The organism is Paraburkholderia pallida, assembly GCF_004524855.1.
GTDB lineage: Bacteria > Pseudomonadota > Gammaproteobacteria > Burkholderiales > Burkholderiaceae > Paraburkholderia > Paraburkholderia oxyphila.
In genome coordinates this window covers 2,541,148-2,562,284 of the sequence record NZ_CP038148.1, presented here as the reverse complement: position 1 = coordinate 2,562,284, position 21,137 = coordinate 2,541,148, and the positions used below count along the sequence as shown (strand labels likewise).

Here is a 21,137-nt window from a genome sequence, read left to right as displayed (position 1 = left end):
GCCGAGCTACTGAGCTTCGCGAAGGGGACGCTTGGGGGACTGCGCCGGGGCGTTTCGTTTCGCGAACTCTTATATAAGAGTCTAGGCAAATCGATCGCCCCGCAACAGGCAGGAAGTGGGGAATTTTTAGGGTTTTTAACCCAATAAAATCAATTGCTTATGGAATTCATTTCGCGATAAGAAACGGAATTTTCCATCTTGCAATGGGGGTCATTGTGCCGCGCAGCACGATTTTTTACGAAGCAAAAAAATTTTTCACATCATGAAATATTGACTGCGGACAAAAAAAGACCGGTGACGAAGCACCGGTCTTTCATTTTGACGCTGGCGGCAAGTGGAACCCATGTTCCACCTGCGCCGTTGGAGCGCGCTTAGCTGTCGCGACGCGCGCCACGCGGGCCGTCGTTGCGGCGCGCGCTGTAGCCTTCACGCGAACGGCCATAGCCGTCGCCGCGCGGCTGGCCGTAGCCGCCGCGGCTGTTGCCGTTGCCGTTGCCTTCGCCGCGCGAGGCGCCATAGCCGCCTTCACGCTGGCCATAGCCGCCGCGCGAGCCTTCCGAACGGTTGCCCCAGCTATTGCCGTTGCGATCGCCGTTGGAGCGGTCGCCAAAGCTGCGCTCGCCTTGCGGACGGTCGCCGAAGCTGCGCTCGCCGCCGTTGCCGCCGCGGTTGCCATAGCCACCCGGCTTGCCGTTACCGTTGCCGCCGAAGCGGCGGCCGCCGCCATTGCCGCCGCCCGGACGGCCGCGACCGCCAAAGCCACGGTTCGAGGGCGGCGCCTTGCGCGGCTCGAAGCCTTCGATCACATTGACGGGCAGCGGTGCACGCACGAAGCGCTCGATGCGCTTGAGCGCGCCTTGCTCGGCGTGATGCACGAGGCTCACCGCGACGCCCGAACGGCCCGCGCGGCCGGTCCGGCCGATACGGTGCACGTAGTCTTCCGCGAACTTCGGCAGGTCGTAGTTGAAGACGTGCGTGATGCCCGGGATGTCGATGCCGCGCGCCGCGACGTCAGTCGCGACGAGCACGCGCACGCGGCGCTCGCGCAGCGCACGGATCGTGCGATTGCGCGCGCCTTGCGGCAGGTCGCCGTGCAGCGCGGCGGATTCGAAGCCGGCGTCGGCGAGCTTGCCCGCGAGCTGGTCGGCGTCCATCTTGGTTGCCGTGAACACGACGGCCTGATCGAGGCTCTCATCGCGCAGCAGGTGGTCGAGCAGGCGATCCTTGTGGTCGCGGTCGTCGACGTAGTGCACGGTCTGAGCGATGTTCGAGTTCGCTTCGACCTTGCGCACGATCTCGATGCGCTCGGGATCCTTCAGCAGGCGGCCCGTGATCGACGCGATCTTGCCGTCGAGCGTGGCCGAGAACAGCATCGTCTGACGCGACTCGGGCGTGGCGGCCACGATCGTGTCGATATCGTCGATGAAGCCCATGTCGAGCATGCGGTCGGCTTCGTCGAGCACGAGCATCTTCAGCTCGGACAGGTCGATACGGCCGCGCTCGAGGTGATCGAGCAGACGGCCCGGCGTCGCCACGAGAATCTCGGGGTTCTTCGCGAGCAGCATGAGCTGCTGGCCGTAGGCCACGCCGCCCAGAATGCTGACCGTGCGCAGACGGCGCAGATGCTGGCCGTACGTCGACGCGGCGGTGGTCACCTGCATGGCGAGCTCGCGCGTGGGCGTGAGCACGAGGAGGCCGGGGCGCGCGACCGGTTGCGGACGGCGCTGGCGGCGGTCGGCCTGGCCTTGCTGGCCTTGCGGGCGCGGTTCGCGCGGTTGAGCGGCTTGCGCCTTTTGCATCTGCGCGAAGCGTTCGATCGCGGGCAGCATGAAGGCAGCGGTCTTGCCCGAACCGGTCGGGCTGGAGACCAGCAGGTCGCGGCCGGCGATGGCGGCAGGAATGGCGCGTTCCTGCACGGGCGTCGGGGCCTTGTAACCCGCCGCGGTCAGCGCGGAGACGATCTCCGGCGACAGACCGAGCGATGCGAACGTCGGACCCGTGGGGGTCTCGTCGGCTTGCACGGCGGCTTCAGGGGAAGCGGCGGCGGCGTCGAGACCGAGGGCGTCGTTGGCAATCGCGTCGAGGGGGCTTTGGGTATTGCTCGAAGTCATGAAAATCCTTGGTACACAGGAAATAGAACGTCGGCGCCAATCGGCATACCCAAGTCGTCGGATTTTGCAATCAAATCGAAAAACGGGGGCAATCCGCACACTGGGGCGGATTTTCGTTAGAAGCTGTTTTGGGTGCGGCTTAGCCGGGATTGGCCAACCGCCAGCCTGATACTTGACGGCCCGAAAACAGGGCCACGGCAGGAGGGGACAGGTTCTAAACTGGATTGGAGCTTAACGCTACGTGGCGTTTTGCTGATCGCAGAGGCGACCGGAGCGCAACGCAGCGCGTATTGTATCTCGTTTTGTTGCAGCGCGCCAGCGATTGTGACAACCAAGCGTAAAGATGTGGCCGGGCGATGGAAAGGCGCAATGAGAAAAGGGCGTGATCGCGGAATATTCGGGGCGCGATCAGCGCGCAACCGGTGCGCTGCGAGGATGCAGTGGGCCCGGGATGGCCCGGCCCCGCGTGGCCAGTCCGGGTCCGGCCCGTCGCGTTGCGAGCGGCCGGACGTGGCCGGCCGGCTTCCCGGCGGCTTTAGCTCGCGGCGCCGCTCTTGAGCGATTCGACGAGCTCGACGTATTGCGTCTTCGCGGTGTCCTGCGCGGTGCCTTGCAGCGCGGCCCAGGCCTCGTACTTGTACTTGCCGACGATGTCGGTGAAGCCCGGCTTGTCGCCGTGCACATCGCCTTCAGTCGCCTGCTTGAAGAGCGCGTACAGGCGCAGCAGCGTCAGGTTGCCCGGGCGCTCCGGCAACGCTTGCACGTCTTGCTGGGCCTGGTCGAATCGGGCGTTCACATCGCTCATTGTTTTTTCCTCCACTGGATGATCGGGACAGCCCGGCGATGGTAGCAGCGCCATTCGATACGGGGCTGGAACCATTGCTCCATTCTAGTGGGGCCGATGGAACCGGTGCATGGGGCATGCCTGGCCGGCGACTGCGTGAAGGCGGCGCATTACAATAGCGGTCATGACTGAAACTGTGCTGCTTGCCCTCGATACCTCGACCGAATTCTGCTCGGTCGCCTTGCTTAGCGCCGCCGCGCCTGCCAGCGGCGCGGCCGGTTCCGCCGGCGGCGCCGGCGCTGCTCTCGAGGCGCCGCCCGAGTTGCGCGTCTGGATACGCCACGAAGCGACCGGCGCCGTCTCGAGCACCCGGCTCTTGCCCGCCATCGGCGAGTTGCTGGCCGAGGCGGGGCTCACGCTCGCCGAGTGTGACGCGATCGCCTTTGGATCGGGCCCGGGCTCCTTCACCGGCCTGCGCACCGCCACGGGAGTCGCCCAGGGTCTCGCGTTTGGCCTCGACATTCCGGTGGTCCCTGTGAGCACGCTGCTCGTCTGTGCCGAGGCCGCGCGCATGCGCGATCCGGCGGCGACTCGCGTGCTCGCGGCGCTCGACGCGCGCATGGATGAAGCGTACTGGGCCGACTACGCCTGGGATGCGGTCGCGCACGACTGGCGCACGCTGCGGCCGGCATCGCTCGATGCGCCCGAGGCCATCGCCGCGCCCGACGAGCCGTTCACGCTCGCGGGCAACGCCGCGGCGGCGTTCGGCGCGCGCCTCGTCGCCTCGACGATGGCGCGCAGCATCGACGCCGAGGCCCTGCCGCACGCGCTGCCGCTCGCCCACGCCGCGCTGCGCGCGTTCCGGGCGGGCCGCACGCTGCGCGCCGACGAGGCGGCGCCCGAATACGTGCGCAACAAGGTCGCGCAGACCACGGCCGAGCGTATGGCCGCAAAGGCGGCGCAGGGCGCGGCACCGCACACGAGCCGCGAGGGCGGACGATGAGCGGCGTGTTGATGACGGACCGCTACCTCTCGCAGATGACCGAGAGCGACCTCGACGAGGTCGTGATCATCGAAAGATCCGCCTACGAATTCCCGTGGTCGCGCGGCAACTTCGAGGACTCGCTGCGCAACGGCTACTTTGGCCTGTGCATGCGCCATGTGACGGGGACGCTGATCGGCTATTGCGTGCTGATGCCGGTCGTCGACGAGATGCATCTGCTGAACCTGTGCGTCGCGCCGCAGGCGCAGGGCGCGGGCGCGGGCCTGGCGCTGCTGCGCGAAGGCGTGCGCATCGCGCATGCACAGCGACTCGAAGGGCTGTTGCTGGAGGTGCGGCCGTCGAATCACCGGGCGATCCGGCTCTACGAGCAGTTCGGCTTCGTCACCATCGGTCGGCGCAAGAATTACTATCCGGCTCGCCATCACACGCGTGAAGACGCGATCGTGATGCGTTTCACTTTTGCACTGGAGGGCGCGGATGCCGCTCGATGAGATCGCGCTGGAGGAACTCGGCCTCGCGCCGCGCTGGGTGCGCAAGGGCATGCCGGCGGCACAAGCCGCCGTGCCGAACGATGGGCGCGCCGCGGATGCGGTGCCTGAGGTGGCTGGATCGGTGGCTTCAGTGGCAGCGGTGCCGCGACCAGCGGCTCAATCCGGGAGCGCGGCCAGCGATAGTTTTTCCGATCGAGCAGCCACGCCCGCGCAGCGGCAGGCCGATGTGCCGCCGCCCGTTGCGCAGCGCGTAGCAGCGCAAGCAGCCGAACCGGACGCCTTCGCGCAAAAGCCCGCGCCGCAGGCGCCGTCAGCACGTGCCGCCGCCGAGCCCATGCAGGCCGGCCCGGAGGAACCCCCGCCGCTGACCGAAGACGATTTCGCCTGGTTCGATGCCGCGCCCGAGCCGTCGCTGCCGCATGATCAGGCGCCTGCGCGCGCGCCGCGCGACGACGTCGCGACGCTCGACTGGGATGCGCTCGCCGAGCGCGTCGCATCGTGCACACGCTGCCGCCTGTGCGAAAAGCGCACCAACACCGTGTTCGGCGTGGGCGATCGCGCAGCGGAATGGATGCTGATCGGCGAGGCGCCGGGTGAGAACGAAGACCGTCTCGGCGAGCCCTTCGTGGGCCAGGCGGGCAAGCTGCTCGACAACATGCTGCGCTCGCTGTCGCTCGCACGCGGCGAGAACGTCTATATCGCGAACGTCATCAAATGCCGTCCGCCCGGCAACCGCAATCCGGAGCCGGACGAGGTTGCGCGCTGCGAGCCTTACCTGCAGCGCCAGGTGGCGCTCGTGAAGCCGAAGATCATCGTCGCTCTCGGGCGCTTCGCCGCGCAAAGCCTGCTCAAGACCGAGGGCAGCATTGCCTCGCTGCGCGGGCGCGTGCACGAGTACGAAGGCGTGCCCGTGATCGTCTCGTATCACCCGGCGTATTTGCTGCGCAGCCTGCACGACAAGTCCAAGGCCTGGGCCGACCTGTGCCTTGCCCGCGACACCTGGCGCGCGGCCGGAGGCGGCGAGCGATGAGGACGAGGCGGCCCGCCGACGCCCCAAGCGGCCAGTCCGCCGCAGGCTGCGGCCGGCCGCCATTCGACGCGCTCTACGAGCGCTTCGGCGATCCAGCCGTGCGCGATCTCGCATGGCTGCTGTTCAGTGCCGATTTGTTGCGCGCGCAACCCGATGCGCCGCTTGCCAACCCGTGGGCTGGCGACGACGAGGCCTGTGCCGCAGCCGCCTGGCTCACGCAACTCGACCGCGATCCCGCACCTCTGCACGCCGCGCTGGACGCGACGCGCGTCACGCGCCTCGGCCGTTACGCCGAAGCGCTGCTCGGCTGGTATCTCGCCCATGGGCCGGCGCCCCGGCTCGTTGCGGCGAACGTCGCGCTGCGCCGTGCCGGCCTCACGCTTGGCGAGTGCGATTTCCTTGTGCAGACGAGCGACGCGCAACGTCTGCATTGGGAACTCGCGGTGAAGTGCTATTTGCACGCCGGCCTGGAGGAGGGCGTGGCGCCAAGTCTCGCCGATTTCGTCGGGCCGAACCTGCGCGACCGCTTTGATCTGAAGCGTGCGCATATGGTGGATCATCAACTGCGCTTGAGCGCGCGCGAAGAGTTTGCGTGGCTGGGCTATGAGGGACCGTGGCTCGCGCAGATGTTCGTGAAGGGGTGGCTCTTCTATCGCGCGGGCAAGGGCGCGGGCGCGACGCCGGGCGATCCGCCGGAACTTGCCGCAAGGCATGGGCGCGGCTGGTGGGTCACGCACGCCGACTGGGCCGATTTCGCGGAGCACGAGGGCGTGGACGGCTGGAGCGCGCTGCCGCGGCTTGCCTGGCTTGCGCCACGGCGCATCCGGCCTGAGCCACCGCGCTCGGAGGAGTTTGACGAGCGAGCTGCGTTTGCAATTAACAGCCAGGTAGGCGATCCACAAGGGAACGGCCGCGATGCGGGCAGTCACGCGCCCGGGGAGCGCCGCGGCGGGGAAGAGGACACCCTCGCGGCCCGGACAGCCGTGGCCGCGCCCGTGACGGCCGCGACGCTATTCGCCAGCCTCACGCGGCCCCACGAGCCCGCGATGATCGCCGCCTTTGTCGCCGATGGCGCAGGGGGCTACGTCGAGCGCTCGCGCGGTTTCATCGTCCCCGACGACTGGCCGGCGCGCGCACGGGAGTTCGCACGTCCGTGACGCCGCATGGGCCTCACCACCAGCGCCAGAAGTGATGCACCGGGCCAACGCCGTGGCCCACGTCGAGCCGCTCGCTCGCTTCGAGCGCACCGGTCAGATACACCTTCGCCTGCGTGACGGCATCCGCGAGCGTCGCCTGTTGCGGCCACAGCGCGGCGATCGCCGAGGAGAGCGTGCAGCCCGTGCCATGCGTGTTCGTCACAGGCACGCGCACACCGCCCAGACGCAGCGTGCCACCGGCCTCGATCAGCCAGTCGGGGCTATCGGCGCCGCCGAGGTGGCCGCCCTTCATCAGCACGGCTTGCGCGCCGAGCGCGCGCAGCGCCTCGCCTTGCTCGACCATCGCGGCTTCGTCTGCTGCCGGCGCCACGCCAAGCAGGGCAGCGGCCTCGGGCAAGTTCGGCGTGACGACGCCGGCGAGCGGCAGCAATTCCTCACGCAGCGCCGCCACGGCCTCGGGCGCGAGCAGCGCGTGATTGCTCTTCGAAATCATGACCGTGTCGAGCACGATGCGCGGCGGCTGGTGGCGGCGCAACGCATCGGCGACGGCGCGCACGATCGATGCGTTGGCGAGCATGCCGATTTTGATCGCGTCGATGCGGATGTCCTCGAACACGGCGTCGAGCTGCGCCGTGACGAAGCCCGCGTCGGGCGCGTGGATCGCGCTCACGCCGCGCGTGTTCTGCGCAGTGAGCGCGGTGATGACGCTCGCGCCATAGGCGCCGAGCGCGGAGAAGGCCTTGAGGTCGGCCTGGATGCCTGCGCCACCGCCCGAGTCGGAGCCGGCGATCGTGAGGACGTTGGAAATCGGTGAGGTCATGGCAGCGTCGCAAATGCGCCGCGCTGCGGGCCGGCAGGCCACCGCCGCGCAGGCGCTGGAAAGAGTCGATTACGGGGGAGAGCCGCTGCGGCCGGAGCCTTCGAGCCGCGCGCCTGACGGATGCACCCGGCAAGCCTTGCCGGGCCGCCGCCAATCACCATTCGCCATTCATTGACGATGATTTTCGCCGATCAGCGCGACCGAGTCGAACGAGCGCTGATTGGCCTGGTGGCGGCGCATCACGAGCCACATCATGAGGCAGACGAAGGTGCCGAACAGCACGATCACGATGGTCACCGGCACGTCGAGCCAGACGAGCACGGCGTAGAGGCACAGCATCACGAGCACCGAGAGGTTCTCGTTGAAATTCTGCACGGCGATCGAATGGCCGGCGGAGAGCAGGACGTGGCCGCGATGCTGGAGCAGCGCGTTCATCGGCACGACGAAGAAGCCCGAGAGCCCACCGACCACCATCAGGAAGATATAGGCGAACACGAGGTAACCGGGAATGCGCATGTGGCCGATATGCAGCCCCCAGTGCGGCGGAAACAGATTGCGCGTGTAAAACGCCATCAGCATGACGGCGATGCCCATCATGATGCCCACGGGCAGTACCGAGAGCGACTTCTTCAGCGGGATGCGGGAGGCCGCGATCATCGCGCCGGCGGCGACGCCCACGGCCACCACGGCCTGCAGCACCGCGCCTTCCGAGAGCGACATGCCGAGCGAGACTTCGGCCCACTTGAGGACGATGAATTGCAGCGTCGCGCCCGCGCCCCAGAACAGCGTGGTGACCGCAAGCGAGATCTGGCCGAGCTTGTCGTGCCAGAGGATGTTGAAACAGTCGGCGAAGTCGGTGATGAGGCGGATCGGCCCGTGCTGCTGGCGCGGGTAGCGCGCGCCGGTGTCGGGGATGCGCAGATTGAAGAGCGCGGCGATCACGTAGATGACCATGATCACGAGCATTGCGGCTTCGGCGGGGGTGTTGATCGAGGCGGGCGTGTGGCGGATGACGTGGGCGGCGATATGCGGGCTGATGAGCGCGCCGCCGAGCACCGTGCCGAGGATGATCGAGCCGACCGTGGTGCCCTCGATCCAGCCATTGGCGGCGACGAGGCGTTCAGGCGGCAGCAGTTCCGTCAAAATCCCGTATTTGGCCGGCGAATAGGCCGCCGCGCCGAAACCCACCACCCCATAGGCGAACAGCGGATGCGTGCCGGCCAGCATAACGGCGCAGCCCACCACCTTGATCGAGTTCGTAATGAACATGACCTGGCCTTTGGGGCGCGAATCTGCGAAGGCGCCGACGAATGCGGCAAGAACGACATAGGACAGGACGAAGAACAGCTTGAGCAGCGGCGTCATCCAGTTTGGGGCGTGGAGGTCTTTCAGCAGTGCAATTGCAGCGATTAGGAGCGCATTGTCGGCCAACGACGAAAAAAACTGCGCGGCCATGATGGTGTAAAAGCCTTTTTTCATCTGATGCGATGCTTTCCTCGCTGCGGTCCGTCCGCCCCGGACGGGTGGGAGGCATCCGGGCTTATTACGTTCGAAATGGGTTGTGCGCAGGGCTTTATATCACGAAAATAGCTGGATTCGGACTAGCACATTCCTTGACCGCCCATCCGGCGGACCTGCCGGGCGCTGAAAACACCCTGTAAGCTCCTGATTCGAAAGCGTCTTTGCGAAAAAATCCCATGCCTCGCCCCCTCTCTGCCACGATCCATACCGCCGCACTCGCCAATAATCTCGCCGTCGTCCGCAAATACGCGCCGCAGTCGAAAATCTGGGCTGTCGTCAAAGCCAACGCCTACGGGCACGGGCTTGCGCGCGCATTTCCCGGCCTGCGCGCTACGGACGGCTTCGGCCTGCTCGACCTCGAGGAGGCCGTGAAATTGCGCGAGCTCGGCTGGGCCGGGCCGATCCTGCTGCTCGAGGGCTTCTTCCGGCCGACCGACATCGACGTCATCGACCGCTACAGCCTCACCACCGTCGTCCATTGCGACGAGCAGTTGCGCATGCTCGAAATGGCGCGCCTTTCGAAGCCGGTCAATATCCAGCTCAAGATGAACAGCGGCATGAACCGGCTCGGCTACACGCCGGAGAAGTACCGCGCGGCGTGGGAGCGCACGCGCGCCAGTGCCGGCATTGGCCAGATCACGTTGATGACGCACTTTTCGGACGCCGACACGCCGCGCGGGATCGGCGAGCAGATGGCCGCGTTCGAGCGCGGCGCGCAGGGCATCGCGGGCGCGCGCAGTCTCGCCAATTCGGCGGCCACGCTCTGGCATCCCGAATCGCACTTCGACTGGGTGCGCCCGGGCATCATTCTGTATGGCGCCTCGCCTTCGGGCGTGGCCTCGGCGCTCGACGGCACCGGCCTGCAGCCCGCCATGACGCTCGCCTCCGAGCTGATCGGCACGCAGACGATCGCCGAGGGCCAGAGCGTCGGCTACGGCTCGACCTTCACGGCGCGCAAGCCGATGCGTATCGGCGTGGTGGCTTGCGGCTACGCGGACGGCTATCCGCGCGTGGCGCCCGAGGGCACGCCCGTGATCGTCGACGGCGTGCGCACGCGCGTCGTGGGGCGCGTCTCCATGGACATGCTCACCGTCGACCTCACGCCGGTGCCGGGCGCGGGCGTGGGCACGCGCGTCGAGCTGTGGGGCGCGAACCTGCCGATCGACGACGTCGCGCAGGCGTGCGGCACGATCGGCTACGAGCTGATGTGCGCCGTCGCGCCGCGCGTGCCGGTGCGGGCGGAATAAGCAGACATAATTAGCAGACGTAGTTAGCAGACGTCAGCGGGCACAACTAGAAACAAGCACCATGGCAAAGAGCATGGCGAAAGCAAAGACGCTATATATCTGTAGCGAATGCGGCGGACAGGCGCCGAAGTGGCAAGGGCAGTGCCCCGCGTGCGGGGCGTGGAACACGCTGGTGGAAAGCGTCGCGGAGCCGGCGGGCAATCACCGCTTTCAGGCGCTCGCGAAGAGCGCGCCGGTGCGGCGGCTCGCCGACATCGAAGCGTCCGACGTGCCGCGCTTCACCACGGGTGTCGGCGAGTTCGACCGTGTGCTGGGCGGCGGGCTGGTCGCGGGCGGCGTGGTGCTGATCGGCGGCGATCCCGGTATCGGCAAGTCCACGCTGCTCCTGCAATCGCTCGCGCAGATCGCGGCCGAGCGGCGCGCGCTTTATGTGAGCGGCGAAGAGTCGGCGGCGCAGATTGCGTTGCGTGCGCAGCGGCTTGCCCTGCTCGATCCGGATTCGAAGGCGAGCGAGCTGCAACTGCTCGCTGAAATCCAGCTCGAAAAGATCCAGGCGACCATCGAGGCCGAAAAGCCCGATGTTGCCGTGATCGACTCGATCCAGACGATCTACTCGGAGGCGCTCACGTCCGCGCCCGGTTCCGTCGCGCAGGTGCGCGAGTGCGCCGCGCAACTCACGCGCATCGCCAAGCAGTCCGGCACGGCGATCATCATGGTCGGTCACGTGACGAAAGAGGGCAACCTCGCGGGCCCGCGCGTGCTGGAGCACATCGTCGATACGGTGCTGTACTTCGAGGGCGACACGCATTCGTCGTTCCGGCTCGTGCGCGCGTTCAAGAACCGCTTCGGCGCGGTCAACGAGCTGGGCGTGTTCGCGATGACCGAGCGCGGACTGCGCGGCGTGGCGAATCCGTCGGCGCTGTTTCTCTCGCAGCACGAGCAAAGCGTGCCGGGCTCCTGCGTGCTGGTGACGCAAGAAGGCTCCCGGCCGTTACTCGTGGAGGTGCAGGCGCTCGTCGACACGGCCCAGGTGCCCAATCCGCGGCGCCTCGCGGTCGGGCTGGAGCAGAACCGCCTCGCGCTGCTGCTGGCGGTGCTGCATCGTCATGCCGGCATCGGCTGCTTCGATCAGGACGTGTTTCTGAACGCCGTGGGCGGCGTGAAGATCACCGAGCCGGCCGCCGACCTCGCCGTGCTGCTCGCCATTCATTCATCGATGCGTAACAAGGCGTTGCCTAAGGGTCTGATCGTTTTTGGCGAAGTGGGGCTCGCCGGCGAGATCCGCCCCTCGCCGCGCGGCCAGGATCGTCTGAAGGAAGCGGCCAAGCTCGGTTTTACCTGCGCGCTGATTCCCCGCGCCAATGCGCCGAAGCAGCCGATCGAAGGATTGAACGTGCTGGCCGTGGAGCGGATCGAGGAGGCCATCGACCGCGTGCGCGAGCTGGAGTAGGCCGGGCGCGGCGGCGCGGTCTGTCGCGTAATGATTAGTAACAACCCTGGTACGTACTGTAACCTTTTCGATTCGCGATTTCCCTATCCTTGCGCGGATGTTCAACTCCGTATCCAGCGGAAAGGATAGCGACTTGAAACAGATTGAATCGTCCATCGGCGGCAGTTCGGTCGTCGTGCGCGGCTGCCGGGTCTCCGAGCCGCTCTTGCAGCCTTGGGGCAGCAGCTGCCGCATCGTCGAGTGGATCGACAACGACGGCCGCATTTCGCGTCAGGTGGTGGCCGGCAACGTCACGGCGGCGCAGGTGCGCAGCACCATTGCGCATCATGTGGAAGGCCGCAAGCACGTGCTCTACGACGACGAGCGCGCACCGCGTCAGACGCTGCCGCGCCGCTAGGCCGGCATCTTCACCTCATCCCGCCAGCGAGAAAATGGGCGCTTGAAGCTCCGTTTCGGAGTGCCATCAGGCGCCCATTTTCGTCTTCCCGCTGTTCGCTCAACCCCAAGGACCATAGTTGAACGGCGTCTGGCCGGCCTGTGCCGGGTTGCTGCCGGGCGCGGCGGCGGGCGCAGTGGCGGGGAAAGCGCCGCCCTGACCGGCTGCGCGGCGCGCCGCGGCTTCGCGCTGGGCGGCGGCCTCGTCCAGCAGCGCCTGCAGGACTTCGGGGTTGAAAAGCGGGTGGTTGGCGGCCTCGCCGGGCGTGAGGACGGGCGAAACGCAGCAGTCGATCACTTCGAGCCGGTCGATCCACGTCTGCAGCGTTTCGCTGGCGATGAGCGCGGCGAGCTCGCGCGTGAGCGCTACCGCTTCCGACCCGCCAGGCGCCTGGCCGAGACTCCAGTGCCGCTGAGCCCAATCCTCGCGGCCGATGGCCGTGCACAACGCCTGCCAGAACTTGAGTTCGAGCGCTCCGACGGCGAGCCAGCGCTCGTCCTGGGTGCGGTACAGGTTGTAGCAGGGTACGCCGCCGTTGAGCAGGCCACCGCCGGGCTGGAGCGCCGCCGCGTCGTCGTTGGCGAGCGCGACCTGGGCCATCACGTTGTGCGCATGCGCCTGGTGCGCCATGGAGATGTCGATGAAGCGGCCTTCGCCGCCGCGCGCCACGTGCCAGAGCGCGGCGAGGATCTGCGTGAGCGCCGCCTGCGCGCCGCCGAGCAGGTCGGCGATCTGGAAGTTCGGCAGCACGGGTTCGCCCTCGCGCGTGGCGATCTGGTCGAGCACGCCCGCATAAGCGATGTAGTTCAGGTCGTGGCCCGCCCGGTCGGAGAACGGCCCCTTCGTGCCATAACCCGTGATCGCGCAGTAGACGAGCTTGGGATTGTTCGCACGCAATGTTTCGTAGCCGAGGCCGAGCCGCTCCATCACGCCGGGGCGAAAGCTTTCCACCAGCACGTCGGCGTCGCGTGCGAGCGCGAGCAGCACGGCGCGGCCGCCTTCGGACTTGAGGTCGAGGCGCGTCTCGCGCTTGCCGCGGTTGACGAGCCGGTAGAACGCGCCTGGGCGGCCCGCGATTTCGTCTTCGGCGCTTTGCATCATGTTGCGCGCCGCGTCGCCGGTGCCCGGCGGTTCGATCTTCAGCACATCGGCGCCCATTTCCGCGAGGCGCAGCGTGGCCACGGGCCCGGGCAGGAGCCGGGTCAAATCGAGAACGCGCAGGCCCTGCAGTGCGGGGGGTATCGACACTCGTTTGGCTCCTGAGAATGACGCTGGCAAGGGCGCCGTGCCCGCCAGCAAGGCGTCAGCCGATCTGTTCGAGCTCCTCGTGGGCTTCGAGCCATTCGGCTTCGAGCGTTTCGAGGCGCCCCTGGACTTCGGCCTGACGGCGGATGGCTTCGGTCAGCCGCGTCTTTTGCGCCGGCTCGTAGCTGGCGGGGTCGGCGACGAAGCTGTCCAGCGTGCCTTTTTCGGCATTGAGCGCATCCATTTCCTTTTCGATCTTGCCGATCTTCGCCTGCAGCGGCTTTTTCAGGTGCGCGAGCCGTTGGCGCGTCTCGGCTTCCTGGCGACGCTGCTCCTTGCGGTTCACGCCGGCGTCGCCATCGAGCGCATTTGCCGTGCCGGGCACCGCGCTCTTGAGCGCCGCGCGCTGCTCGGCGGCGTGCTGGAGCAGCCAGTCGCGGTAATCGTCGAGATCGCCGTCGAACGGTTGCAGGCGGTGCTTCGCCACCAGCATGAACTGGTCGGTCGTGGCGCGCAGTAGATGCCGGTCGTGCGAGACGAGGATCAGCGTGCCTTCGAACTGCGCGAGCGCCATGGTGAGCGCGTGTCGCGTTTCGAGGTCGAGGTGGTTGGTCGGCTCGTCGAGCAGCAGCAGGTTGGGCTTCTGCCAGATGATGAGCGCGAGCGCGAGGCGCGCCTTCTCGCCGCCCGAGAAGGGGGCGATGGGCGCCGTGGCCATCTCGCCCGGAAAGTTGAAGCCGCCCAGGAAGTCGCGCAACTCCTGCTCGCGCGTATCGGGCGCGAGGCGCGCGAGATGCTGCAGTGGGGTGTCGTCGGGGCGCAGCGTTTCCAGCTGATGCTGTGCGAAATAGCCGATCTGCAGACCCTTGCCGGTGCGGAGTTCGCCCGAGAGCGGCTCGAGCGTGGCCGCGAGCGTCTTGATGAGCGTGGACTTGCCCTGACCGTTCGCGCCGAGCAGGCCGATGCGCTGTCCGTTCTGAATCGACAGCGAGACTCCTTCGACGATGGGCGTCTCGACGCCGTCGTCGGCGCGATAGCCGCAGCGTACGCCGTCCATCACGAGCATGGGGTTGGGCGCGGAGTCGGGCGCGCGAAACTCGAACGTGAACGGCGAGCTGGCATGTGCTGGCGCGATCAGCTCCATCTTTTCCAGTGCCTTGACGCGGCTTTGCGCCTGGCGCGCCTTGGTGGCCTTCGCCTTGAAGCGGTCGATGAAGCTCTGCAGATGCGCGACGGTTCGCTGCTGCTTTTCGTAGGCGCTTTGCTGGAGGGCGAGTTGTTGCGCGCGCAGGATCTCGAACTGCGAGTAGTTGCCGCCGTAGCGCTTGATCTGCTGGTTCTCCAGATGGAGCGTGACGTTGCAGACCGAATCGAGGAACTCGCGGTCGTGCGAGATCACGATGAGCGTGCCGGGATAGCGGTGCAGCCAGTCTTCGAGCCAGACGATCGCGTCGAGGTCCAGGTGATTCGTGGGTTCGTCGAGCAGCAGCAGGTCCGAACGGCACATCAGCGCCTGGGCGAGGTTCAGGCGCATGCGCCAGCCGCCCGAAAAGCTCGCCACGGGCTGCTGCGTTTGCTCCATGGTGAAGCCGAGGCCGAGCAGCAGCGCCTCGGCGCGCGCGGGGGCGGTGTAGCCGTCGGCGTCGGCGAAGGCTGCGTGCGCCTCCGCCTCGGCCGCGCCGTCGTGGGCCGCCGAAGCCGAGGCGATGCGCGCCTCGATCTCGCGCAGCGCGGCGTCGCCGTCGAGCGTGTATTCGAGCGCGGTCCGCTCCACAGCCGGCGTTTCCTGGGCGACGTGGGCGATTTGCCACGAGGGCGGCATCGAAAAGTCGCCGGCATCCGCATGCAGCTCGCCGCGCAGCACGGCGAAGAGCGTGGACTTGCCCGCGCCGTTGGCGCCGATGAGGCCGACCTTTTCACCGGGATTCAGGGTGAACGAGGTCTGGTCGAAAAGCGGCTTGGTGCCACGGGCGAGGCTGAATTGATTGAAGCGGATCACGAGAGCGCCAGCAGGGATAAAACGTAAAGCGCTATTTTAGACTGCTCGGCGGCTGCGCCGGCATCGGCCGGACGGCTAACGCGCGGAATCCAGCGTTTGGCCATTCGGCCAGGCTGTGTCGGGCCGGCTTTCTCACGTAGACTGGCGCTTTCGTTGGGAGAGCCAGATGTCGACGGTTTATTCGTTTTCGGCCGAGCCGCTCGGCGGTGGCACGCCGGTGAGCCTCGAGCAGTATGCGGGCAAGATCATCCTGATCGTCAATACGGCGAGCGAATGCGGATTCACGCCGCAGTACGCAGGCTTGCAGCAACTGCACCAGAAGTACGCCACGCGCGGCCTCGCGGTGCTCGGTTTTCCGTGCAATCAGTTCGGCAAGCAGGAGCCGGGCGACGCCGTGCAGATCGGCGCGTTTTGCGAGAAGAACTTCGGCGTCACGTTTCCGATGTTCGAGAAGATCGACGTGAACGGGACCAACGCGCATCCGCTCTACAAGTGGCTCAAGGGCGAGGCGCCGGGGCTGCTCGGCATCGGCCGGATCAAATGGAACTTCACGAAGTTCCTCGTCGACCGCAACGGCAACGTCGTCAAGCGCTATGCGCCGGCCACGAAGCCCGATGCCATCGCTGCGGACATCGAAGCCCTGCTGTAACGGCCGCTTGCGGGCGCGCTACAGAATCGGTGCGAAGAGGCGCGCGACATGCATCGCGATCTTGCGCCACGCGCGCGCGTTGCGGTATTCGCTGCGGTCGATCTCGAAGGTGTCCTCGAAGTCGCGCAGCAGCATCGCCTCCACTTCCGACGCAAAGCCGCGGTGCACGGTCAGCACCATGATCTCGAAGTTCAGGCGGAACGAGCGGTTGTCCAGATTCGCGCTGCCGATGGCGGCGGCGGTGTCGTCGATCAGCACGACCTTCTGGTGCAGGAAGCCCGGTTTGTAGCGGAAGATGCGGATGCCCGCGCGCACCGCGTCGAAGGCGTAGAGCGTCGACGCCGCGAATACCACCAGGTGATCGCGTCGGCTCGGGATCATGATGCGCACGTCCACGCCGCGCAGGGCCGCGAGGCGCAGCGCCGAGAACACGGCCTCGTCGGGCACGAGGTAGGGCGTCGTGATCCAGATGCGCTTTTTCGCAGCGTTGATCGCCTCGACGAAGAAAAGCGAGCAGGTCTCCTGCCGATCGGCGGGGCCGGTGGGCATCACGAGGCAGTGCATGTCGTCGCCGTCGCGCGGCTTGAGCGCCGGTGGTACGCAGCCGGGCAACTCCTGGGTGACCCAGTACCAGTCTTCGGTGAAGGCGAACTGGATGTTCGCCACCACGGGACCGCGCACTTCGATGTGGGTGTCGCGCCACGGCGACAGTGGCGGCTTCGCGCCCAGATATTCGACGCCCACGTTGTGGCCGCCCACGAAAGCGCGTTCGCCATCCACCACCACGATCTTTCGATGGTTGCGGAAGTTGAGCTGGAAACGGTTGACGAAGCGGCGCTTCGTCGAGAACGGATGCACTTCGATGCCGCCCGCGCGCAGGTCGTTCACGTAGCTCGCGGGCAGGTCGAAGCTGCCGATGCTGTCGTAGAGGAACAGCACGCGCACGCCGCGCGCCGCGCAGGCGAGCAGGATCTCCTTGAGCATGTCGCCGAGCGCGTCGGCGCGCACGATGAAGAACTGCACGATCACGTAATGGCGCGCCTCTTCAATGGCGTCGAAGATCGCGGAGAACGTGGCCTCGCCGTTGACGAGCGTGCGCACCGTGTTGCCCGGCACGAGCGGCATGCCGCCCAGGTGCGAGAACGTGCGGATCACGCGCGTGCTCAATTCGTCGGCTGGCCAGTCGCCCGTATTGACGAGCCCGTCTGCCGCGCTGCCGGGCTGGCTCCAGTCGGGCACATGTGCGCGTGTGCGCAGTGTTTCGTTGCGCAGGCGCCGCGCGTCGGCATAACCCTCGAACTTGCTGCGGCCGAGGAACAGATACGGGATCAGCGTGAGGTAGGGCATCGTCGCGAGCGAGACGGCCCAGGCGATCGCGCCTTGCGAGGTGCGTGTGTTGAGGATGGCGTGGCCCGCCGCGATCACGCCGAGCAGATGGATGATCGCGAGCAGGGTGCCGAGGGTTGACCAGTCGAATCGCATAAAGCCGCGGGACGCTCCTGAAGGCGTACGGCGCGCGGCAAGAGCGTGGATCGTGCGAGCCGCCAGACGTCCATGCCGCGTGAGCCGGGAAACGTCCATCTTACCGAAGCCTGTCGGGCGGCGGCGGATGGGCTGGCAGGCCCGCTTTGCGCCAGGCGTGGGCGCGTGCCCGGGTGAGCGCCGCCACGCAGCGCCCGCGAGGCGCCGCTGGCGGCTACGGCACTCGATCGGGCCGGTGCCGGGCTTAGACCGGCAGGTCCGCGGCCTGGATCAGGAACACCTGGTCGTCGCCTGCGCTCGTCGAGAGCCAGACGAGCTCGAGACCGCCGAACGCGGCTTCCACGTGCGCACGCTCGTTGCCGATCTCGACCACGAGCACGCCGTCGTCGGTCAGCCAGTTGCGCGCTTCGCCGATGATGCGGCGCACGATGTCCATGCCGTCCGCGCCGCCCGCGAGCGCCATCTCCGGCTCGTGGCGGTACTCGGGCGGCAGCGACTGCATCGATTCGGCGTTCACGTACGGCGGATTCGTGATGATCACGTCGTAGCGGCGCTCGGGCAGCGGCGCATACAGGTCGCCTTCGAAGAGCGAGATGCGTTCATCGAGGCCGTGCTCGTGCACGTTGCGCGCCGCGACTTCGAGCGCGGGCGCCGAGAGGTCGACGGCGTCGATGTCGGCGTTCGGGAACGCGTGCGCCGCGAGGATCGCGAGACTCGCCGAGCCCGTGCACAGCTCGAGCACGCCACTGACTTCCTCGGGGTCTTCGACATAAGGCTGCAGACCGTCCTCGAGCAGCTCGCCGATGAACGAGCGCGGCACGATCACGCGCTCATCGACGTAAAAGCGCAGGCCGTGCATCCACGCTTCCTGCGTGATGTAGGCGGCAGGCACGCGCTCGTTCGCGCGGCGTTCGATCACGCCGAGCACCTTGTCGATCTCCTCGGGCGCGAGACGCGCGTCGAGAAACGGATCGAGCAGATCGAGCGGCAGATGCAGCGTGTGCAGGATCAGGTACGCGGCTTCGTCGTAGGCGTTGGACGAGCCGTGGCCGAACGCGAGCTGCGCAGCCGAAAAGCGCGAGACGCCGTAGCGCAGCAAATCGCGAACGGTGGAGAAGGTCGTGGCTAGCGGATGGGTCATGTTTTGTACTCCAGCAGGATTCCAGCAGGCTCGGGCGCCGCTCAGGCAATCAATTGTTCCAGCACGCGGCGGTACACGTTCTTGAGCGGGTCGATGAATTTCACTTCGATGTGCTCATCGATCTTGTGGATGCTGCCGTTGGGCGGTCCGAACTCGACGACCTGCGGGCACATGCGCGCGATGAAGCGGCCATCGGACGTGCCGCCCGTGGTCGAGAGCTCCGCGCTCACGCCGGTCTCGTCTAGGATCGCCTTCTCGAGCGCGTTCGAGAGCGCGCCGCGCGGGGTGAGGAAGGGCAGGCCGCTCACGCTCCACTGCAGATCGTATTCGAGGCCGTGCTTGTCGAGGATTTCGTGCACGCGCTGTTGCAGGCCTTCCACCGTGCTGGCCGTCGAGAAGCGGAAGTTGAACATCACGTCGGCGTGGCCGGGGATCACATTGGATGCACCGGTGCCGCTATGGATGTTGGAAACCTGCCAGGTGGTGGGCGGGAAGTATTCGTTGCCGTCGTCCCACCTTTCGGCGACGAGCTCGGCCAGCGCCGGCGCGAGCAGATGCACCGGATTCTTCGCGAGATGCGGATACGCGATGTGGCCCTGCACGCCCTTCACGACGAGCTTGCCCGACATCGAGCCGCGCCGGCCGTTCTTCACGCAGTCGCCGAGCGTGTGCGTGGAAGTGGGCTCGCCCACGATGCAGTAATCCATCTTTTCGCCGCGCGCCTGCAGCGCCTCGACGACCTTGACGGTGCCGTCGGTGGCGGGGCCTTCTTCGTCGCTCGTGATGAGAAAGGCGATCGCGCCGCGATGCTGGGGATGCGCTGCCACGAACTCTTCGCTGGCCACGACGAAGGCGGCGAGCGAGGTCTTCATGTCGGCGGCGCCGCGGCCCCAGAGCTTGCCGTCACGGTGCGCGGGCTCGAACGGCGGCGAGCTCCATTGCTCGAGCGGGCCGGTGGGCACGACGTCGGTGTGGCCCGCGAAGGCGAGCAGCGGGCCCGCGGTGCCCGCCGTGCCGCGCTTGACGGCCCACAGGTTGGTCACGCCGTTGGATTCAATCGTTTCGCACGCGAAGCCGAGCGCGCCAAGGCGTTCGGTCATGATGCGCTGGCAGTGCTGGTCGTCGGGCGTCACGGACGCGCGTGCGATCAGGGCTTCGGTAAGGGCGAGGGTGGCGGACATGAATGGACCACTTTCAATAAAAATGCCGGCGCCGCTGATCGAACAGGGGCCGGCAACAGCAAGGGATAACAGTGTGCGCCCGATTTGGCAAAGCCGCGGCAAACCTGTGCCGTTAGCGTGCTGAAGCTTGCCGGCCGCGTTCATCGGGCGCACGCGGCGCTCAATCTGAGCGCGCCGCGTTCAGGCGAACAGCGTCTCGTACTGATCGGCGGAAAAACCCAGCGTCTTCACGCGGCCGTTCACGGCGAGCACGGGCCGCTTGATGATCGACGGCTTGTGGATCATCAGCGCGATCGCGCCGGCGGTCGTGTCGGCTTCGGCCTTGTGCACGTCGGAGAGCCCGCGCCAGGTCGTGCCGCGCTTGTTGATGAGCTGGTCCAGCGACACATCCTTGAGCCAGTCCTGGACCAGCGCATTCGAGACGCCCGCCTTCTTGAAGTCGTGAAACTCGAATTCGACGCCGTGCTCTTCGAGCCACACGCGGGCCTTCTTCACGGTGTCGCAGTTCGGAATGCCGTAGACGACGACGGTCTTTGCGGCCTTCGCCATCAGTCGCCTCGCAGCAGCTCGTTCAGGCCGACCTTGGCGCGCGTCTTGGCGTCGACCTTCTTGACGATCACGGCGCAGTAGAGGCTGTGCGAGCCGTCCTTCGAGGGCAGGTTGCCGGCCACGACGACCGAGCCCGCCGGGATGCGGCCGTACGAGACCTCGCCGGTTTCGCGGTCATAGATCTTGGTCGACTGGCCGAGGTACACGCCCATCGAGATGACCGAGTTTTCCTCGACGATCACGCCTTCCACGACTTCCGAGCGCGCGCCGATGAAGCAGTTGTCTTCGATGATGACGGGGTTGGCCTGCAGCGGCTCCAGCACGCCGCCGATGCCCACGCCGCCCGAGAGGTGCACGTTCTTGCCGATCTGTGCGCACGAGCCAACGGTCGCCCACGTGTCGACCATCGTGCCTTCGTCGACGTACGCGCCGATGTTGGTGTACGACGGCATCAGCACGACGTTCTTCGCGATGAACGAGCCGCGGCGCGCGATGGCCGGCGGCACGACACGGAAGCCACCCGCGGCGAAGTCTTCAGCCGTGTAGTTGGCGAACTTCGAGGGCACCTTGTCGTAGAACTGCGAGTAGCCGCCGGCGGCCATCGGCACGTTGTCTTCCAGGCGGAACGACAGCAGCACGGCCTTCTTCACCCACTGGTTGACGACCCAGTCGCCGTCCTTCTTCTCGGCGCAGCGCAGCGCGCCACGGTCGAGTTCCGCGATCACATGGGCGACGGCTTCGCGCACGTCGTTCGGCGCGGACTTGGGCGAGAAGTCGGCGCGGTTTTCCCAGGCGGTGTCGATGATCTGCTGAAGTTGTTGCGACATGGTGATGGTTTCGT

At 66.9% G+C, this 21,137-nt stretch carries 19 protein-coding genes; 8 read left to right on the top strand and 11 right to left on the bottom strand.

The window, feature by feature from the left end; translation table 11 throughout:
• Nucleotides 1-371: 371 nt before the first annotated feature.
• Both E1956_RS11570 and E1956_RS11565 read right to left on the bottom strand, forming a co-directional pair.
• Nucleotides 372-2,111, bottom strand: coding sequence for a DEAD/DEAH box helicase (locus E1956_RS11570; protein ID WP_134748977.1), 1,740 nt, complete (start codon nt 2,109-2,111; stop codon nt 372-374).
• A 535-nt stretch (nt 2,112-2,646) separates the two neighbouring features.
• Entirely contained in the window at nt 2,647-2,916 is a 270-nt protein-coding gene (locus E1956_RS11565; RefSeq protein ID WP_134748975.1) for an acyl-CoA-binding protein, read from the bottom strand.
• Between the two features lie 163 nt (nt 2,917-3,079).
• Between E1956_RS11565 and tsaB the strand changes: the two genes are divergently transcribed.
• The 4 genes from tsaB to E1956_RS11545 are packed head-to-tail and all read left to right on the top strand — an operon-like array spanning nt 3,080 to nt 6,576.
• The gene (gene tsaB, locus E1956_RS11560; protein WP_134748973.1) at nt 3,080-3,898 is read left to right on the top strand and encodes a tRNA (adenosine(37)-N6)-threonylcarbamoyltransferase complex dimerization subunit type 1 TsaB; all 819 of its coding nucleotides are present in this window, start codon (nt 3,080-3,082) and stop codon (nt 3,896-3,898) included.
• Nucleotides 3,895-4,389 carry a ribosomal protein S18-alanine N-acetyltransferase gene (gene rimI / locus E1956_RS11555; protein WP_134748971.1) on the top strand — a complete coding sequence of 165 codons (495 nt, stop codon included), beginning with the start codon at nt 3,895-3,897 and terminating at the stop codon, nt 4,387-4,389. The genes tsaB and rimI overlap by 4 nt, the downstream gene beginning before the upstream one ends.
• Nucleotides 4,376-5,419: a uracil-DNA glycosylase gene (locus E1956_RS11550; RefSeq protein WP_134748969.1), complete on the top strand. Its 1,044-nt coding sequence runs from the start codon at nt 4,376-4,378 to the stop codon at nt 5,417-5,419. The genes rimI and E1956_RS11550 overlap by 14 nt, the downstream gene beginning before the upstream one ends.
• Nucleotides 5,416-6,576: a DUF1853 family protein gene (locus tag E1956_RS11545; RefSeq protein ID WP_134748967.1), complete on the top strand. Its 1,161-nt coding sequence runs from the start codon at nt 5,416-5,418 to the stop codon at nt 6,574-6,576. Before E1956_RS11550 ends, E1956_RS11545 begins: the two co-directional genes overlap by 4 nt.
• Nucleotides 6,577-6,589: 13 nt before the next feature.
• Here the strand turns inward: E1956_RS11545 and thiD are convergent, their stop codons facing one another.
• Together thiD and lplT are read right to left on the bottom strand one after the other, a co-directional pair.
• Nucleotides 6,590-7,396, bottom strand: a complete 807-nt coding sequence (thiD, locus tag E1956_RS11540; protein ID WP_134748965.1) for a bifunctional hydroxymethylpyrimidine kinase/phosphomethylpyrimidine kinase — start codon at nt 7,394-7,396, stop codon at nt 6,590-6,592.
• Nucleotides 7,397-7,564: 168 nt separating this feature from the next.
• Nucleotides 7,565-8,875 (bottom strand): lysophospholipid transporter LplT, encoded by a 1,311-nt coding sequence (gene lplT, locus E1956_RS11535; RefSeq protein ID WP_134748963.1) that lies wholly within the window; start codon nt 8,873-8,875, stop codon nt 7,565-7,567.
• 218 nt (nt 8,876-9,093) lie between these two features.
• Between lplT and alr the strand changes: the two genes are divergently transcribed.
• From alr to E1956_RS11520, 3 genes are all read left to right on the top strand, one after another.
• The gene (gene alr / locus E1956_RS11530; protein ID WP_134748960.1) at nt 9,094-10,164 is read left to right on the top strand and encodes an alanine racemase; all 1,071 of its coding nucleotides are present in this window, start codon (nt 9,094-9,096) and stop codon (nt 10,162-10,164) included.
• Between the two features lie 73 nt (nt 10,165-10,237).
• Entirely contained in the window at nt 10,238-11,614 is a 1,377-nt protein-coding gene (radA, locus tag E1956_RS11525) for a DNA repair protein RadA (RefSeq protein ID WP_028219473.1), read from the top strand.
• A 133-nt stretch (nt 11,615-11,747) separates the two neighbouring features.
• A complete protein-coding gene (locus E1956_RS11520) occupies nt 11,748-12,011 on the top strand; it encodes a DUF2866 domain-containing protein (protein WP_232071120.1) in 264 nt (87 codons plus the stop codon).
• Between the two features lie 99 nt (nt 12,012-12,110).
• Here the strand turns inward: E1956_RS11520 and E1956_RS11515 are convergent, their stop codons facing one another.
• Nucleotides 12,111-13,298, bottom strand: a complete 1,188-nt coding sequence (locus E1956_RS11515; protein WP_232071118.1) for a CaiB/BaiF CoA transferase family protein — start codon at nt 13,296-13,298, stop codon at nt 12,111-12,113.
• 55 nt (nt 13,299-13,353) lie between these two features.
• On the bottom strand, nt 13,354-15,294 hold the full coding sequence (locus E1956_RS11510; RefSeq protein WP_134748956.1) for an ATP-binding cassette domain-containing protein: 1,941 nt from the start codon (nt 15,292-15,294) through the stop codon (nt 13,354-13,356).
• A 166-nt stretch (nt 15,295-15,460) separates the two neighbouring features.
• Here E1956_RS11510 and E1956_RS11505 point away from each other — a divergent pair, with 166 nt between their 5' ends.
• Entirely contained in the window at nt 15,461-15,943 is a 483-nt protein-coding gene (locus tag E1956_RS11505; RefSeq protein ID WP_134748954.1) for a glutathione peroxidase, read from the top strand.
• Between the two features lie 18 nt (nt 15,944-15,961).
• Here E1956_RS11505 and cls read toward each other — a convergent pair whose 3' ends face one another.
• From cls to dapD, 5 genes are all read right to left on the bottom strand, one after another.
• The gene (gene cls / locus E1956_RS11500; protein ID WP_134748952.1) at nt 15,962-17,425 is read right to left on the bottom strand and encodes a cardiolipin synthase; all 1,464 of its coding nucleotides are present in this window, start codon (nt 17,423-17,425) and stop codon (nt 15,962-15,964) included.
• Between the two features lie 244 nt (nt 17,426-17,669).
• The gene (gene prmB, locus E1956_RS11495; protein ID WP_134748950.1) at nt 17,670-18,566 is read right to left on the bottom strand and encodes a 50S ribosomal protein L3 N(5)-glutamine methyltransferase; all 897 of its coding nucleotides are present in this window, start codon (nt 18,564-18,566) and stop codon (nt 17,670-17,672) included.
• A 41-nt stretch (nt 18,567-18,607) separates the two neighbouring features.
• Nucleotides 18,608-19,747, bottom strand: a complete 1,140-nt coding sequence (gene dapE, locus E1956_RS11490) for a succinyl-diaminopimelate desuccinylase (RefSeq protein WP_134748948.1) — start codon at nt 19,745-19,747, stop codon at nt 18,608-18,610.
• A 180-nt stretch (nt 19,748-19,927) separates the two neighbouring features.
• Entirely contained in the window at nt 19,928-20,296 is a 369-nt protein-coding gene (locus E1956_RS11485) for an ArsC family reductase (RefSeq protein ID WP_028219480.1), read from the bottom strand.
• Nucleotides 20,296-21,123, bottom strand: coding sequence for a 2,3,4,5-tetrahydropyridine-2,6-dicarboxylate N-succinyltransferase (gene dapD, locus E1956_RS11480; RefSeq protein ID WP_028219481.1), 828 nt, complete (start codon nt 21,121-21,123; stop codon nt 20,296-20,298). The genes E1956_RS11485 and dapD overlap by 1 nt, the downstream gene beginning before the upstream one ends.
• Between the last annotated feature and the right edge of the window lie 14 nt (nt 21,124-21,137).